This is a genomic window from Pseudoalteromonas sp. APM04 (genome assembly GCF_022809815.1).
Taxonomy (GTDB): domain Bacteria; phylum Pseudomonadota; class Gammaproteobacteria; order Enterobacterales; family Alteromonadaceae; genus Pseudoalteromonas; species Pseudoalteromonas marina.
In genome coordinates, this window is the sequence record NZ_CP094441.1 from 3,366,047 (window position 1) to 3,382,821 (window position 16,775).

Annotated in this window: 12 protein-coding genes; 3 read left to right on the forward strand and 9 right to left on the reverse strand. The window is 39.9% G+C overall.

Annotated features, from left to right (window positions below; all coding sequences use genetic code 11):
- Positions 1-63: 63 nt before the first annotated feature.
- Positions 64-2,238, reverse strand: a complete 2,175-nt coding sequence (locus tag MTP24_RS15570; RefSeq protein ID WP_243532077.1) for a S9 family peptidase — start codon at positions 2,236-2,238, stop codon at positions 64-66.
- 172 nt (positions 2,239-2,410) lie between these two features.
- Between MTP24_RS15570 and MTP24_RS15575 the strand changes: the two genes are divergently transcribed.
- The gene (locus tag MTP24_RS15575) at positions 2,411-2,881 is read left to right on the forward strand and encodes a DUF2721 domain-containing protein (RefSeq protein WP_006792500.1); all 471 of its coding nucleotides are present in this window, start codon (positions 2,411-2,413) and stop codon (positions 2,879-2,881) included.
- A 58-nt stretch (positions 2,882-2,939) separates the two neighbouring features.
- On the opposite strand, the gene MTP24_RS15580 is transcribed toward MTP24_RS15575, so the two are convergent.
- Together MTP24_RS15580 and MTP24_RS15585 are read right to left on the reverse strand one after the other, a co-directional pair.
- The gene (locus MTP24_RS15580; protein WP_203985450.1) at positions 2,940-3,473 is read right to left on the reverse strand and encodes a hypothetical protein; all 534 of its coding nucleotides are present in this window, start codon (positions 3,471-3,473) and stop codon (positions 2,940-2,942) included.
- Between the two features lie 11 nt (positions 3,474-3,484).
- On the reverse strand, positions 3,485-5,815 hold the full coding sequence (locus MTP24_RS15585; protein ID WP_243532079.1) for a S8 family serine peptidase: 2,331 nt from the start codon (positions 5,813-5,815) through the stop codon (positions 3,485-3,487).
- Between the two features lie 225 nt (positions 5,816-6,040).
- Between MTP24_RS15585 and MTP24_RS15590 the strand changes: the two genes are divergently transcribed.
- Positions 6,041-6,493, forward strand: a complete 453-nt coding sequence (locus MTP24_RS15590) for a cytochrome c (protein WP_203985464.1) — start codon at positions 6,041-6,043, stop codon at positions 6,491-6,493.
- A gap of 70 nt (positions 6,494-6,563) precedes the next feature.
- On the opposite strand, the gene MTP24_RS15595 is transcribed toward MTP24_RS15590, so the two are convergent.
- Both MTP24_RS15595 and MTP24_RS15600 read right to left on the reverse strand, forming a co-directional pair.
- Positions 6,564-9,707, reverse strand: a complete 3,144-nt coding sequence (locus MTP24_RS15595; protein WP_243532081.1) for an efflux RND transporter permease subunit — start codon at positions 9,705-9,707, stop codon at positions 6,564-6,566.
- A gap of 12 nt (positions 9,708-9,719) precedes the next feature.
- A complete protein-coding gene (locus MTP24_RS15600) occupies positions 9,720-10,898 on the reverse strand; it encodes an efflux RND transporter periplasmic adaptor subunit (RefSeq protein WP_243532083.1) in 1,179 nt (392 codons plus the stop codon).
- A 288-nt stretch (positions 10,899-11,186) separates the two neighbouring features.
- On the opposite strand from MTP24_RS15600, the gene MTP24_RS15605 reads away from it, so the two are divergent.
- Positions 11,187-13,694: a zinc-dependent metalloprotease gene (locus tag MTP24_RS15605; RefSeq protein WP_243532085.1), complete on the forward strand. Its 2,508-nt coding sequence runs from the start codon at positions 11,187-11,189 to the stop codon at positions 13,692-13,694.
- 65 nt (positions 13,695-13,759) lie between these two features.
- On the opposite strand, the gene MTP24_RS15610 is transcribed toward MTP24_RS15605, so the two are convergent.
- The 4 genes from MTP24_RS15610 to MTP24_RS15625 all read right to left on the reverse strand — a co-directional run bounded on the left by MTP24_RS15610 (position 13,760) and on the right by MTP24_RS15625 (position 16,535).
- The gene (locus tag MTP24_RS15610) at positions 13,760-14,548 is read right to left on the reverse strand and encodes a PhzF family phenazine biosynthesis protein (protein ID WP_243532087.1); all 789 of its coding nucleotides are present in this window, start codon (positions 14,546-14,548) and stop codon (positions 13,760-13,762) included.
- 16 nt (positions 14,549-14,564) lie between these two features.
- Complete coding sequence (locus MTP24_RS15615; RefSeq protein WP_006792506.1) at positions 14,565-15,038, reverse strand: pilin; 474 nt, start codon at positions 15,036-15,038, stop codon at positions 14,565-14,567.
- Positions 15,035-15,856 (reverse strand): hypothetical protein, encoded by an 822-nt coding sequence (locus tag MTP24_RS15620; RefSeq protein WP_010557906.1) that lies wholly within the window; start codon positions 15,854-15,856, stop codon positions 15,035-15,037. Before MTP24_RS15620 ends, MTP24_RS15615 begins: the two co-directional genes overlap by 4 nt.
- A 64-nt stretch (positions 15,857-15,920) precedes the next feature.
- Entirely contained in the window at positions 15,921-16,535 is a 615-nt protein-coding gene (locus MTP24_RS15625; RefSeq protein ID WP_006792508.1) for a SemiSWEET family transporter, read from the reverse strand.
- Positions 16,536-16,775: the final 240 nt, after the last annotated feature.

Here is a 16,775-nt window from a genome sequence, read left to right on the forward strand (position 1 = left end):
TTACTTAGTTGAATTGTGGGACCGCTGACCTTTGCAAGTTAAATCAACAGTCCCTAGGGTTTGTTATTTTTTTATACCCGCTAAATCAAGCATAAATGCATAATTTAACGCGGCATCTTCTAAGCGTTTAAAACGGCCAGAAGCACCGCCGTGCCCGGCTTCCATATCTATTTTAAATAATAGTTTATTATCATCTGTTTTGTAGTCACGCAGCTTAGCAACCCATTTTGCTGGCTCAAAATATTGAACTTGTGAATCGTGTAAGCCTGTAGTAACTAACATATTAGGGTAGTCTTGCTTACTGACCTGATCGTACGGTGAATACGACAACATATAATCGTAATATTCTTTCTCGTTAGGGTTACCCCACTCGCCATACTCGTTAGTTGTAAGCGGAATCGTTTCATCTAGCATAGTGGTAACCACATCAACAAACGCAACCTGTGCAACCATGCCTTTATAAAGCTCAGGGGCTTGGTTTGCCACTGCACCCATTAATAGTCCACCCGCACTGCCGCCTTGTGCAAATATGCTGTCTTTTGCACCATACTTTTGCTCAACTAATGACTTAGTTACATCTACAAAGTCGTTAAACGTGTTCTTTTTGGTAAGTAGCTTACCTGCTTCGTACCACGGGCGACCTAACATTTGCGAACCACGTACATGGGCAATTGCAAATACAAAACCGCGGTCAAGCAACGTTAATCGTGCAGAAGAAAAGCTCGGATCCATTGTTGCGCCATACGAACCATAACCGTATTGCAATAATGGGTTAGTGCCATCTTTTTTAAATAATTCTTTTCGATACACCAAACTCACCGGTACTTCTACGCCATCGCGTGCTGTTACAAAAATACGCTCTGAGGCATAGTTGTCTGCGTTAAAGTCACCTAATACTGTTTGTTGTTTTAATAATGTTTTTTCGCCAGTGGCCAAATTAACATCATAAGATGAACCCGGCGTCGTCATACTGGTGTAGTAAACACGCAGCGTATCGCTGTCTAATTCATTATTACCGTACGCATTAATTGTATATGCACTGTCGTTAAAGCTAAGTGGTAACTCTTTGCCCGATGTTAAATTACGCGCAATCAGTGTTGATTGGCCCATTTCGCGTTGTTGGTATACTAAGTAGTCATCAAACAACTCAACACCTTCGAGTTTAATTCCCTCGCGCGCAGGGATCACGCTTTGCCAATTTGCTTTATCACCGGCTTTATCAATATCTACTTTCATAAGCTGAAAGTTAACGGCATTTAAATTAGTGACAATGTAATAAGTATTGCCTAATTTGGAAATGCTGTATTCAAGGTTGGCTTCACGTTCAATTAAGCGCTTAGGCTTAGCGTTTACATCATTTGCACTAAGTACTGACAAACCCGATGCATCAGTACTGCTATGCCAAATATAAATTTCTGAGCCGTCTTTGCTCTTGCTCATACCTGTGTAATAGCTTGTGTCTGTTTCTTCGTAAACAAGTTCGTCATCGCTTTGTGGTGTACCAAGCGTATGACGATAAACCTGATACCCGAGTAAGGTTTGCGCGTCTTTTTTGATGTAATAGACTGTTTTATTGTCGTTCGCCCACACAACATAACCACTGGTGCCTTCAAGCGTGTCTTCTAATAATTTACCAGTACTTAAATCCTTAATTTTTATGTTGTAAACACGGCGACTTACCGTATCTTCACCATACGCCATTAAGTTGTCATTTGGGCTGACATTTAGGCCACTCACCGCAAAATAGTCATGACCTTTAGCCAATTCATTTACGTCTAAAATAACTTCCTGATCGGTGCCTGTAAAATCACTACTGCGCAAGTAAGTAGTGTACTCATTATCGCCGCGAGTTTGCGACGAGTAATAGTACTGGCCGTCTTTTACCGGAACAGAGTCATCATCTTTTTGGATTCGCCCTTTAAGCTCTTCAAATAAACTACTTTGTAATTTTTTAGTATGCGCAAGCATAGCGTCAGAATACGCATTTTCGGCTTCTAAATAGTTAATGATCTCAGGTGCTTTTCGCTCGTCATCTCTGAGCCAGTAGTAATTATCGATACGTGTATCGCCATGAATGGTCATTTCATGGGGTACTTTTTTAGCAATTGGTGCAACCGCTGTTACAGCTTGAGCTGACTCAACTTGAACCGTATTTTTTTGAGTTTCTTCGGGGGCTTTATTACACCCGCTTAAAATAGCAAGCGAGAGTGCAGCAAGTGCAAAGGGAGTACGTGTCATCAGGCAAAGTCCTTATTATTTTTGTTACCTAAATATACCTAAAATTAATACCTTTTGTGATTTAGTTTGTGAAGCTATGTAAAAACGTTAGTATAAATTTTTACTAAAATAGTGTTCATCAGTTACTCTGTTATTACACAGTTTCCTTGGGCTTTATTAATTAAGGTTTTTAATGAATAACGACGTAATCAATATATTAACGATGGCTAAAGTCATACAAACAGCCGTAGCACCTGTATTTTTAATAACGGGTATTGCTGCAACACTTGGCGTTTTATCAAACCGCTTGGCTCGTATTACAGACCGCGCTCGTCAATTAGAACGAAAATTAAAAGTAAGTACAGATGAAGATTTTAATAAATCGCTTGCAACGGAGCTTCGTGCGTTATTAAAACGCTCCCGTTGTATACACATAGCCTTTAGTTTAAGTGTTTTAAGCGCTTTGCTTGTATGCGCAGTGGTTATGCTGTTATTTTTGTCGCACATTCAATCCATAAATTTAGGGGTTACCATTGCCAGCTGTTTTGTAGCTGCTATGGCATTATTAATATGTGCATTTATGTCATTACTTGGTGAGGTATTCTTAGCGACTCGGAGTATGCGCCGCGGGATGATATTTGCCGATATTGATATGAACGATTAATAAAAAGCCCCGCGTAACTTTAATCACGCGGGGCTTTAAATAATTTATTTAAAATAAATTATTGCGCAGTGTAGATAGTTTCTAACACTTCAATTCTAGCTTCTTTTGAAAAACCAGATGCTTTAAGTTGCTCTGAAGCCACTAAAATATCTTGTCCATCATTTACAGCCATAACCGCAATCTTAGTGCCTGGGAAAACAGATACTACTTTTAAGCCCGTTGCTGATGCAATATCACTTGCAGTTTTACCGTCTTTTAACAGAACAGTAATGTTTCCTGATAGTGTACTTAAGTTATTAGTCAGAATATTGCGAACTAAAGAGCCTTTAGTAACTAATTCTGATTCAGTAGCAACATTAACAACTGACATTTCACCTTTCTTCATTACTACATGTTCTTCTGCAGCAACACTTGATGGCACTAAGCGTAAGCTTTTCTCTACTTTATAAGAACCAAAGTCAGCTTTATCAAATTTTAAGCTGGCAACCTGCTTTTTAGGTAATTCAAGCTCTTTATCAAAGCTAGTGTTTGCTGTTGCGCTTAATGAGATACACGCGGCAGCACTTAATACGATTAATTTATTAACTTTCATTTTTATAATCCTTACTCTTGACCTGCGTGACCGAATGCACGAAGAGATACACCTTCAAGAACACTCGCTGAGCTATTATTGCTTATACCAATTGCACCTAAACCGTTATCGCCACCGTCACTCAATGCAAAGCTATCTGCACTTGTATCTAGTAAGCGGATTTTCCAAGTACCTTTAGTAGACTCGCCGTAGAAAGCATTTGAAAGCATAACTGCGTCTTTCAATACATAGCCTACGCTCCAGCCATTAGTAAAGCTATATGCCGGGTAAAACAGTGCTTGTTTAGATGACAATAACACACTACGCGTACCCGCTGGTGATGTAACTTCAATTGCTAAATCGTTACCAGCAGATGTTTGTGTACCATCGCTAAAACCAAAGCCCATTTCAGGGTTGCTTACATCAAACTTAAACTGCATTGCTTCAATATTAAGCTCTTCAGTTACTTCAATTTCTTGTGTTAAACCCGTTGCATTGTTATCTGGGATCTCAAGTGTAAGTGCATCTTCAGCAACTACTGAGCCTACGCCATTCCACTCGGTGATTACTTGCTCACCTAAGTTAGCATCGTATGCTTTTGCCATTGCAACTGCAGCACCTGCATCAGCACGACCAAAACCGTACAAGTTATTGAAGTTGTAACCAGCAGCATTTTCTACCCAACCGTCATGAGCAACAAACTCACCTTCACCTACAGTTAAATTAACAGCTTCGTTATCTGCATCAATTAAAGTACTGGTTGATGCTAAAACGTGACGCACATCACGCCAAGTGAGTGCAGGGTTAGCAGAAAGAATTAACGATACTACACCTGATGCATTTGGCGCAGCAGACGATGTACCATTAAATGTCGATGTGTAGTTACAACTTGCATTGTCTTCATGACCTGGGTAGTTAAATGGATATTGGCTTGCAGCAAACTCTTCGCCATAGGCAGCGGCCCAAGCAGTGATAGAACCGCCATTAAAGCCTGAATAACCATTAATACAAGTCATTTGGTCAGTTGTAACCATCGCTGGTGCCCAACGACCATATTCACCCGCTGGCGCTGAAACCATTAAGTTAGCACCTGCGGTTGAGTAGCTAGTATGCTTACCATTTGCATTTACAGCTGCAATACTTAGGTAATAAGGATGGCCTTGGCTTGGCTCAAACGCACCGTTATAACAAGTTAATCCTAATTCGTTAGCGCCGTTATCTTCACATAATGAACCTTCGTTACCACCGTCAACAAAAGAGTTACCACTCGATTTCATGTTTAGTGCACCTTTACCATCACGAAGGTAAAGATTTGGGTAAGACTCTATTGTTTCATCAAGCTCTGAGTAGGCAATAAATGTCGGGAATGTAATACCGTAACTACGGTTAAACGCCGAAATGCTCTCAGACGTGCTAATACCACTGCCAGGGAAACCGTGTGCAAGTAAATCAGTTTGCGCTACTTTTTCACCACCAAGGTAGTTCATACCAATTAGGCCAGTATCTGGTGCAACACCACGGCCGCCTTTACCATTCCAACCTTTTGCAGCAATTAAGCCTGCAACACTAGTCCCATGGTCACCACTGTTAGATGTGCTTGTAGGATCAGTACGGTCTAACGTTTCTGCGTCTAGGTTTAAAGAACGGTTAGGTAATACGTTATCGATTAAGTCTTCGTGGCGAATTTCCATACCCGAGTCAACAACAACAGCAGTTACGCCGGCACCTGTAACACCTTGCGCATAAGCAGCTGCTACATTCATATCTTCGCCAACAACTAGCTCTTCAGCTTCAGCTACAGCAAAGTCTTCATCAAAACGTGCTTGTGCATCTTCTTCAGTAAAACCAAGTTGGTTAACATATAAATCAATAAGGCCTTGCTTCATCTCATCGCTTAATGCGTAAGCTTTTTGGCCTGTATTGTTCAAGTGCCATTGTTGGTTTGCTAGTGGGTCACCAATAGTGCCTGAAACCATAATTTGTGCAGACGCTGTTTTACCATTTGCAGTCACTGTGTAATCGATTACTGCGTCTTCAGTTGTGGCTGGCACATAAGTAAATGACGTACCATCAACTGTTAATGCACCATGACTAAACATGAACACACCGTCTTCAGCTACTACTGCTTCACCGTTTTCAGTGAAGCTGAATGATAATGTATCACCATCAAGGTCACTTGCATTAAATTCAGCTGTCACAGGGATCCATTGTTTTTGATCGCTAACAGCAACATCGCTCGCTTTAGGTGCTACATCCAATACTTGTGGTACTGAGTTTTTATTATCGCTATCACTGCCACATCCAGCTAGTGATACCACTATTGCAGCAGATAATGCTGACATTTTGAAAATATTGTTTTTCATAAATTCTCTTCGTTAGTTGTTTTTATGATGTAAGCAAAATACACAACAGAGCAGCAAATAACAACGCACCATTTACACTCGTTAACAATAAAAAAGATAAATGTAACAAGTTGGTAATTAGCATTTGCTTAGCTTGCTTAAAAATTAACGACTTTATATTAACTTTACTAGTTATAAGCGCTAGTATGTAAACTGGATAGATATTAAGTTAACAGGGGCAATAATATGAAATTTAAAAAGATTCTAGCGGGTGTGTTACTAACAACATGCGCGCTAAGTGTATCTGCAAACTCTGCGTTTAAAGAGCCAAGCGACGCTATTGAATACCGTCAAAGTGCATTTTCTATGCTATCAGTTCAAATTGGCGATATGGGCGCAATGCTTAAGGGCAAGGTTCCATTTGATGCAGAACAATTCAAAATGCGTGCAAATAACGCAGCAGCGCTTTCAAAAATGCCTTGGGAAGCTTTCTACGCAGGAACAGACAAAGGCGATACATCGGCACTAGCTGCTGTTTGGTCTGAAAATACGGTATTTGTTGAAAAAGCCAATGCGTTTGCCGCAAACGCAGACAAACTTGCTCTAGCTGCCCAATCTGGCGACAAAGCGGTTATTGGTAAAGCCTTTGGTGCTTGGGCGAAAGGTTGTAAAGATTGCCACAAGCAATTTAAAGACTAATTAAAAACATAATAAAAACAAAAAAGGACTGAGTGTTAACACTCAGTCCTTTTTTATTGTTTAGCAAAAATTAGCTATCAACAGACACTTCTACACTTCTTCGTTTAAAAATACGTCGGTAAGTGTTTTTAAATAATGCCCCAATATCACCTAATATAATGTACAAACAAGGTACAAGAATAAGCGTAATTAAGGTTGCAAACATAACTGCAAATCCCAGCGCAACTGCCATAGGTATTACAAACTTAGCCTGTAGGCTGGTTTCAAACATAATAGGCAACACACCAGCAAACGTAGTGATTGAGGTGAGTAATATTGCTCTGAAACGCGCACAGCCGGCTTCAATTACAGCATTTTTAACGCTAACGCCTTGCTTACGTACCTGGTTTACATAGTCGGTCATAACCAAGGAGTCATTAATTACAACGCCCGCTGCAGCAATAAGACCAAAGCCAGACATTAAGCTCATATCCAAATCAAACCAGTAGTGCCCCCAAATAGCCCCCGTTAAGCTAAACGGAATAACCGACATTACAATAAGCGGTTGTGAATAGCTTTTTAGTGGTACAGCAAGCAGTATGTAAACTAGTATCATGCCTCCAATAAAAAACAACATTTGCTCATTGGCTTGCGCCTGTTGCTCCTCAATAGCACCACCAAGTTCTGATTTAACGCTTGGGTATTCTTCTTTAAGCTGTGGTAATAGGTTTTCTTTTACCTGTTTAACCACTTCGCCCGGCTCAATTTGCTCTTCATCAATACTGCCGTACACATAAACAGTTCTATAGCCACCTTCACGGCGAATGTAGCTAATACCGGGAGTTTCGGTTAGCTCAACCACATCACCCAATAACACTTCGCGCCCTGTTGGTGTAGTCACCACTGTATGTTTAAGTGATGAAAATGCTTCGCGTGTAAGTTTAGGGTAACGAACCATTACACGGACTTCTTCACCATTTCTAATTACGCGTTGTGCTTCGCCACCATAAAAACTGGCACCTACTTGATTAGCAATACTGGCTAAGTCTAACCCCAAATCAAAGGCAACGGGTTTTAAACTCATTTGCACTTCTTTACTTGCTGGATCTATGGTTGAACTTATATCAAACAAGCCTTCTTGCTGCTGAAGTAATTGAATAAAACGGCGCCCAGCTTCGTTTAATGTATCGATATCAGACCCAAATAGAAGGTAACCAAATTCGCCACCACCGTTGCCGCCACCGCCGCCTACGTCGTCTTGAATAGTTAACGATTTAACACCTGCAATATTAGGCATGGCTTCACGCCAACGGCGCGATAATTCAAACGCATCGTAAGGACGTAAGTCTTCATCAACTAATGGGGCTAATAATTGCGCCTCTGTGCGGCCTTGGTTAAACACGAGCACGTCACGGATAATTTTTTGACCTGTTTGACGCTCTGTTTCTTTATCTACCTCAAGCACCATAGCTTCTATTTCACGAATAGCATTAATAGTTTGAATGTCGGATACGTTGTCATTCATTTCAATATTAATTTGTGGGAAATCATGCGGTACTTTAGGTGAAGGAATAGTGCGCACCTGATTTGAAGCAATTAATGCAAAAGTCACGACTAATAAAGCAATAAAACTAAATAAAACAGTCCAACGCCATTCAACACACTTAGAAACAAAACGTTTATATGGGCCGTTTACAAAACCAAAAAAGCGGGTATTAAATCTATCTCGCCAGCCACCTTTTTTAATAGGAGTAAAATGTGTATGTGCAATATGCGCAGGTAGTATGAGCTTCGATTCAATTAAGCTAAATACCAAACATAGCATTACAACAACAGCAATACCGTAAAAAAAGGCACTTTCAGGGCCGCTCGAAAGCGTAAACGGCGCAAATACAGCAATGGTAGTAAGTACACCAAATGTCGCGGGGGTCGCTACACGCTTTGCACCTCGCACAACGTTATCGACACCGCCGCCACTTTTTTCAACCTCACTGTATGCGGCTTCGCCTATAACTATGGCGTCATCCACCACAATCCCTAGCACCATGATAAACGCAAATAACGAAACGATATTTATGCTAATACCAAATAGTGGCATCACCATCATCGCGCCTAAAAAGCACACTGGTAAACCTATCATTACCCACAATGCCAACTTAAAGCGTAAGAATAACGACAACATAATTGCGACTAAAATCGCACCTTGAAGAAGGTTTAATTTCATCATATCTAAGCGAGCATTTAGGTAGTACGTCATATCCATTAAAGGCTCTATACGCACACCCGGTGGGAGCTCTTTATTCTTTTTATCAATATACGCTTTAACCGATTCAGCTACCGGAATAATATTTTGTGATTGCGTTGCTTTTACTGATAAATAAACGGCATTTTCACCATTAAACTTAAAATAACGTTCACCTTCAGTAAATTGATCTTTAATTGTGGCAATATCTTGCAGTAAAACTTTGGCACCATACTCGCCAATTTTTACCGGAATTTGTCTAAATTCTTCGCCTGAATAAAATTGGTTTTCAACACGAACTGATATAACGCCCGCATCAGTTTTTAACTGACCTGCCGAAAAGTTAGCAGAGTAACGACGCACAGCATTCATAACATCTGAAATTGTTAAGTTGTACTGGCGTAATGTATCTGGGTCGATTTCAATCGCTATTTCATCAAGCGGTACATCATTGACCACAAGCGATACATTAGATAATTGCAGCAATTCATCTTCAATATTATTTGCTATCGGCTTAAGCTCAAATAAAGGCAAGTCTGCAACCAGTGTCATGCCTATTACATCTTGTCTAAATTCAATCTGACTTATGGTGACCGGTTCCATACCGGCTGGAAAAGTAGCAATACCGTCAACACGCAGTTTTACTTTATCAAGCACATCGGTGAGTTCTGCGTCTGTATGAATTTCAAGACTTGCAGAGCCGCCGTTTCTAAATGCGCGATACACGCCTTTTTTTATTTCGGTAATATCTTTAAGTGATTCTTCAATTTTTATAAGAATACTTTCTTCAATTTCCTGAGGAGAGGCGCCTGGGTAATTAGCGTTTACGTTAATATAGTTAATTTCTATATTAGGAAACATTTGTCGCTGAATCGTTTTGTAGCTTAAAAAACCCATTACGATAATAAACAACATCATTAAGTTTGCAGCAACCGAGTTATTGGCAAAATAAGCTATTAACCCTGTTTGTTTTGTTTGTGTTGATTCACTCATTGTTATTACACCTTAAAGCTGTTGCGTATTTGAGGTGCTCACATCAGAGCTTTCAGGTGCCGGTTGGGCACCTGCTATTTTAACTTCCATTCCCTTTTGAGGGTATTCTGGTAACGTAACCACCAGCTTATCATCAGCTTTTAGGCCACTACTAATATAGAAGTACTCGCCTTCTTCTCGTATTACCGTTACCTTTCTTGGTTCAAGGGTTTGGTTTTCACCAACCACCCAAACGGTTTGGTTGTTAACAAGCGCTTGAGGTAAACGGTAGATATTATTTAATGTTGTACCAGCAAAATTAACCTGTACGTAACTGCCAAATTTAATTGCTGGTTGTTTATTTTTAAGGCCATACGGGTCTTCAATTCGCACCACTAAACTGCTCATACGTGTTGCGTTATCTACAATACCTAAATCGCGGTCAATAACGCCTTCACGAGTAAAGCTATTAAGGCCTTTTTGAATAACTGTTGCGGTAATCCCTTTAATACGCTCAGGCAAAAACACACTATCAAAGCCTGCAATAGGAATAATTACTTCAGCAGTTTCTATATTGTTTAGCTCAGCGACTTGCGAGCCCATTGTCACGTATTGGCCCACACCTACATTACGGCTCACAATAAGTGCATCGTAAGGTGCTTTAACATCACAGTTTTCTAAATCTCGCTGCGCACGTTTTAATGCTGCTTGCGCTGATTTAACATTTGCTTGCGCACTAAGTACTTGAGGCTTGCGTAAAAATAAATCAGTACGCGCTTTACTTGGAAAGCGTTTTGCTTCGTCTTCAGCTACTTTTGCTTGCGCTTGTTCTTCAATTAAACCCGCTTGGGCACGAGCAAGTTCAGCTTCAGCCACGAGCACTGCAGCTTCGTAGTTATCTTTTTCAATCGAAAATAAGGTTTCACCACGTGCTACAACCCCACCGGCAACAAAGCTCGGATGCCAACTCAGTACCTCTCCCGATACCTGTGCAGACAGTTGTGTATTTTCCAGCGGCTTTACTTCGCCATAGCTGTTAATTACAACCTGATGGTCGTTAGCCGAAACCGACTCAACTTGAACAGTAGGTCGCGTATCAACTAACGCTTTTTTTTCTTGTTCATTTGCAAGAGCGTTTATTGCTTTAAAACCAACAACTCCTATAGCAAGCGCAACAAATGGAAAAACCCATCTAAGTGAATTTGTTTGCATATCCTAATTACCCCAAATTTCTATTAACGCCATAATAACAGAGCTTAATTAAACAATTACGTGACATTTGTAAGCAACTGTTACAAATGTGCATTAATTATACTTCTCGTAATTAATTACTTAATTATAAATTAGATTATATAGCCATAAAATTATATTTTGTTACAAACTTTTACTATTTAAAATCAATACATTAAATAAAAAAGGTATTATTTCATCGATTTGTTGTACGAAACAAATTGAAATTACGTACAGTAAAAATAAATTAACAAACGAAAAGATGACATTATGAAACTAACCACCCTAACTCTTGCGCTCAGTATTGCTCTAAGCGGCCATGCTTTTGCCAATGACAAAAAAGACGAAAAAAAACCAAAAACATTAAGTGAAATGATCAAAGGTCAAACCGAATTTGCCGGTATATTTAACCTTTATCAGGACGAAAAAACGGGTAAGCACTTAATGGTCATTAACGAATCGCAGCTAGATACTCCTTTCGTTTATTTTGCTCATACAGTTGATGGGGTGACTGATGCTGGACACTTTCGTGGATCTTACCGTGAAACCAAACTCATTGAGTTTAGAAAGTACTTCGACCGTATCGATATTATAAGTAAAACACCTCGTTATAAATTTGACGAAAACAGTGCCATTTCAAAAGCCAGCAATGCAAACATTAGTGAAGCTGTGCTTGCGAGTATTAAAATAGAAAAAGAAGAAGACGGTAAAATTGCCTTTAACGTCAATAAGTTATTTTTAAGTGAAGCACTTCATAAAGTATCTCCTACTATAAATCCCGCAGATAAAAATGCGAAAAAACGTTTTAAAGTAGGCAAGCTAGACAGCAAAAAATCGCGCATTATTAAACAGCGTCCTTACCCTAATAATTTAGACGTTGTCGTAGATTACGTATTTACCAATGCAAGTCCAACCGTTCGTGGCTCTGGCGCAGTAAGTGACCCGCGTAGTGTTTCTGTGAAGGTTCAGCATTCATTTGTAGCACTCCCACAAAACAACTACCAGCCTCGTTTAGACGATGCGCGCATTGGTTATTTCACAAACCAGTTTGATCAAATGACGTCAACTGATTGGACGCCTTACGAAGATGTTATTAAGCGCTGGGATTTACAAAAGAAAGACCCAAGCGCTGCACTTTCAGAGCCTGTAAAACCAATTACATGGTGGATAGAAAACACCACACCAATAGAGTGGCGCGACACAATTAAAGACGCTGTACTTGCATGGAACAGCTCTTTTGAAAAAGCAGGCTTTAAAAATGCCTTAGAAGTAAAAATACAACCTGATGATGCCGACTGGGATGCAGGCGACATTAATTACAATGTACTGCGTTGGACCTCATCGCCAAAACCACCATTTGGTGGCTACGGGCCTGCACTTGCCAACCCGCTAACAGGCGAAATACTGGGCTCAGACATTATGCTTGAGTTTGTATTTATGAAAAATCGCTGGATTTACGACACCCTTTATACACAAGGCGCTATGAGCCACAGCAATAGTACACATACTGGTGAATTAAACTGCTCATTAGGTCATGAAATTCAACAAAACCTTATGCTTGCAAAAGGCTTAGCTGCTGGCGATAGCATTGAAGAAAACGAAATGATACGCCAAGGGTTAACACAGCTTATTCTGCATGAAGTAGGTCATACATTGGGCCTTAACCACAACATGAAATCATCTATTTTGTGGGATGAGAAAGAAGTGCACGATAAGAGTAAAACCCAAGGTATCGTAACAGGCTCAGTAATGGACTATGCACCGGCCAATATTGCACCAATTGGCATGCAGCAAGGGGATATTTTTCAAACTAAACCAGGCCCATACGACGACTGGGCTATTAACTACGGATACAGTGTAGCGCTGGCTGACGCATCTGCCGAGCAAGCTCGTCTTAGTAAAATTCTTGCGCGTTCTAGTGAGCATGCTTTAGCGTTTGGTAACGATGCAGACGATATGCGCGCGCCGGGCCGTCATATCGATCCCCGCGTAATGATTGGCGATTTGTCATCAAACCCAGCAGCCTATGGTGCAGACCGCATGGCACTTATTAATAAACTGTTTACTGAGCTTAAAGATAAAGCCACTGTTGAAGGCGACTCTTACCAGCAACTTGTTACCTCAGCTAATAGCTTATTTGGTCAGTACAGATCGCAGGCGGGTATTGTATCTCGCCAAATTGGTGGGGTTTATGTAGAGCGCGCCGTTGTAGGTGATACAAACGCCGACAAGCCTTTCACCCCGGTGCCGCTTGAAAAACAAACTCAAGCCATGGAAATTCTAGCCGAGTACGTGTTTGCACCTGATGTGTTACAAAGCATGCAACCGCTTTATAACTTCATGCAGCAACAGCGCCGCGGGTTTAATCACTATGGTAAAAATGAAGACCCTAAACCTCACAAAATGATTTTAGGCATGCAAAAGTCTGTGCTTGCACAGCTGCTGCACCCAGCGGTTTTACTGCGTATTTCAGATACCGCTTTATACGGAAACGAATATAGCTTAAATCAATTTATGGGGGATTTAACGGCGAGTATTTTTGTAAAAGACGCAGAGGCCAGCTCAATCAGTCACAATTTACAAATTGAATATGTAAACCAACTGATCGCTATTGCGGGTTTAGGCAAACCAAGCAAGTTCGATAACCTCGCTAAAACAGCCGCGCTTTATCAGTTAACCGAAATAGCGGATACAAGCCTGTCATGGGGCGCAGATACTGCAGCCAAAGCCCATAAAAAGTATATTGATCGCTTAATTGCAAAAGCACTCGAAGCGTAAATAGTTGTAACAAAAAAAGGCCACATTGATTGTGGCCTTTTTTATAAACTTAATTCCTATCACCATTAAAGGTAAATTCTGCCTTTTAAATACCTAACAGCATGGCCTGTTAAAGTTACCGTTGACTCCCCAACATCGCACTGTATATGACCACCTCGGCTAGATGCCTGATAGGCAGTTAACTGTGTTTTACCTAACAACTGTGCCCAATATGGAGCAAGCCCTGTATGAATAGAGCCCGTGACATAATCTTCATCGCCACCGCTGGCAGGCCAAAAATAACGAGAAACAAAATCGTATTCATCACTAGACGCAGTGGCAACTACATCGTGTGGCGCTAGCGTTTTTAAGAGTGCCGAGTCGGTATTTAAGCTCTTTACTTGCTTAGCCGATTCATAAACAGCAAAGTAAGCTTGACGATTTTTAAGTACCTTAATAGGTTGTATAGACAAGCCATTTAACAGTGCCTGTGGCGGGTTTTTAACCTCTACAGGTGCTTGTTTAGGGAACGTCATAGCAAAGCTGCCATCATTGTTTTTATTAACTATCAGCTCACCCACTGCATCAGCGATAAAACGAATTTGCGATACATTATGTTCTTCACATAATACATACGCAGCAGCCAAAGTAGCATGGCCACAAAAGTCTATTTCCATTAAAGGTGAAAACCAACGAATAGCAAAACAGCCATCGGTTTGCCTACAGGTAAACGCAGTTTCAGATACGTTGTTTTCAGCGCCTATGTTTAGCATTAGGTCATCATCCAACCACGACTCAAGTGGGATAACAGCTGCATAATTGCCTTTAAATAAAGCGTGTGTAAACGCATCAATTTGGTGAATAGTTAATTGCATTAGCTTCCCTAGTATTTTAAATACACGCCGAGGGTAATAAATCTTTTGGCACTGAGGTTTTATTTTCACCAATCGCTTTCATTCCTGTGACTGGCTGATCAAAGCCGCACAACCAAGAAATTGGGCTAGAGGGGCTGCCCTCAACAACTGCTGGTCTAAACGTTAACGTGGTATTTTGTAAAGGCCGAGATGCTTTGTTGCCTAAAGCAATATGTATGGCACCGTTTTTAATAGTAATTCCCGTTACCCTATTCCCTATTAAGTATTGACTAGCAGGGACACCCGCTTCTTCATTATTATTAGGAAAACGTTTATTCTCGAGGTAAAACACAGTTACGTCTTCTCGTATTGCAGCCGCCATAGCAAGTGGATCAACAAGCTCTGCCTTTTGCATGTATTTACTGTATTGAGGCAATGCTACAGCAGCCAAAATACCAATAATTGATACAACCACCATTAACTCTATGAGCGTAAATCCTTTTGCTTTCATAATACTTCTCCATACATAAATAGTGGTTTATAGGCCGCTGATACAAACAAATAAATAGAGACAACAATCACTGCACCATAAACGATTATAAGTTTATTAATAAAGTATTTTGCGCGCTGATTAAACTGTTTTAACTGCTGCTGTAACAGTACTTCAAACTCATTTTGAGCATTTAACCCCAGTGCTTCACACTCATATAAATGCTTTGTTTCTGTGGTTGTAACACCTGAATTTACTGAGCTTAATGGAAAGAATAAAATAGCAGTTAGTGTTTCGTAGTTTTTGACTAGTTTTCGTGGGAAAAACACTTTAAACAAGCCTGAAAACGGCTTTAACTCACTCAATATACTGGCGTTTTTGAGCTTTAAAATTACGCTGAGTATAAAACTAAGCAGCAAAAATAATAATATGATCGGAACATACCAATAGCGAAAATAGCTATCAAAGACATTGTGATCATGTTGTTGATTCATGCTGTACATGTCTACAAATGCAGGGACAACAAAAAGTTGGTAAAGAAGAGAAGATAAACAAAAAAACGCAAAAACAAACGTCAAATAAACAAGCCAGCCTTTATGCTCAAATTTAAAATCGTTGATTAATTTGGGTAAGCACTGGTAATAAGTTGCACTTTTTTGTGCGGCTATTTCGTCTTGCGACACAACACCTGCAACTAGCGCTTTTGCAAGTTCACTATCGTCGTTATCGCCTTGGTATATGCTTAGTCTCGCCTTTTCACTTAACCTTAGCTTATCGCTTTTGCTTAACTGTGCTGAACTATTTATTCGGCATAAATAGCCAAATTGCTCCCAATTCATACTCTATCCTTTGAATAACGATAAAGTAACATGCCATATATTTACCTAAATATAAATGAAAACATTAAGCCATTATCGGTCGCATTTTATAATATTGCATACAACCAAATTGCACGGCATTAGTCAGCAACAACATGATAAACATAAGTAAGTGTGAAGTACTTGGTGTGGTATTTGTTAACTCAACAACTAAGCCACAAATGCCCGCTATGAACTGCAAACTAAAATAACGAGCACTTAAATTACTTACATCACCTGTGCGCAGCGTTTTGTAGGTTTGTGGCATTACGCGCACTGAGCTCATCACCAATCCTACATAGGTAAGTGCGTTGAGCACCCATGCGGTATCAAAGTTTGGACTTAATAACAGCGAAAACGGCATAAGCGAAAAGCCAAGCATAAGCACTAACTGAAGCCGTTCTTGCTTTGCGGCGTTGTAACGGGCAAAAAAGTACAAGATCAAGCCGCTTAATACGCCTGTTACAAAAAAAGGTAAAGCAATAAAGTATCGCTCAAAATAAATGTTATACGTTATGAAATAGAGACTCTGTGCGACTCCAAATGTCATCATCAGCAAAGATAAACCAGAAACACTTCTGTTTTTTCTAATTTTATTTAGCAATGGTAAAAAGCTAAAAAGTAAAATAAATGAAGACAAAATAGGCAAATAGTGCGCCAAAACAACCTCGCTGTTACATAACGGTTACTTTAATTACTTAATAAAAACATTTATTAAACATATGTTTTAAAAGGCTTTTACTGTGAGCGCGGCATTGTAGAGTGAAGTTAATTTAACTCAACTAAACAACAAAAACCCTTTTTTGTAACTGGAAACTTATATTTACAAAATATGTTATGTAATGTGCACAGTTTATTAATTTCCCGAATACTTACTCAACCACTATTAAATACAAATAAC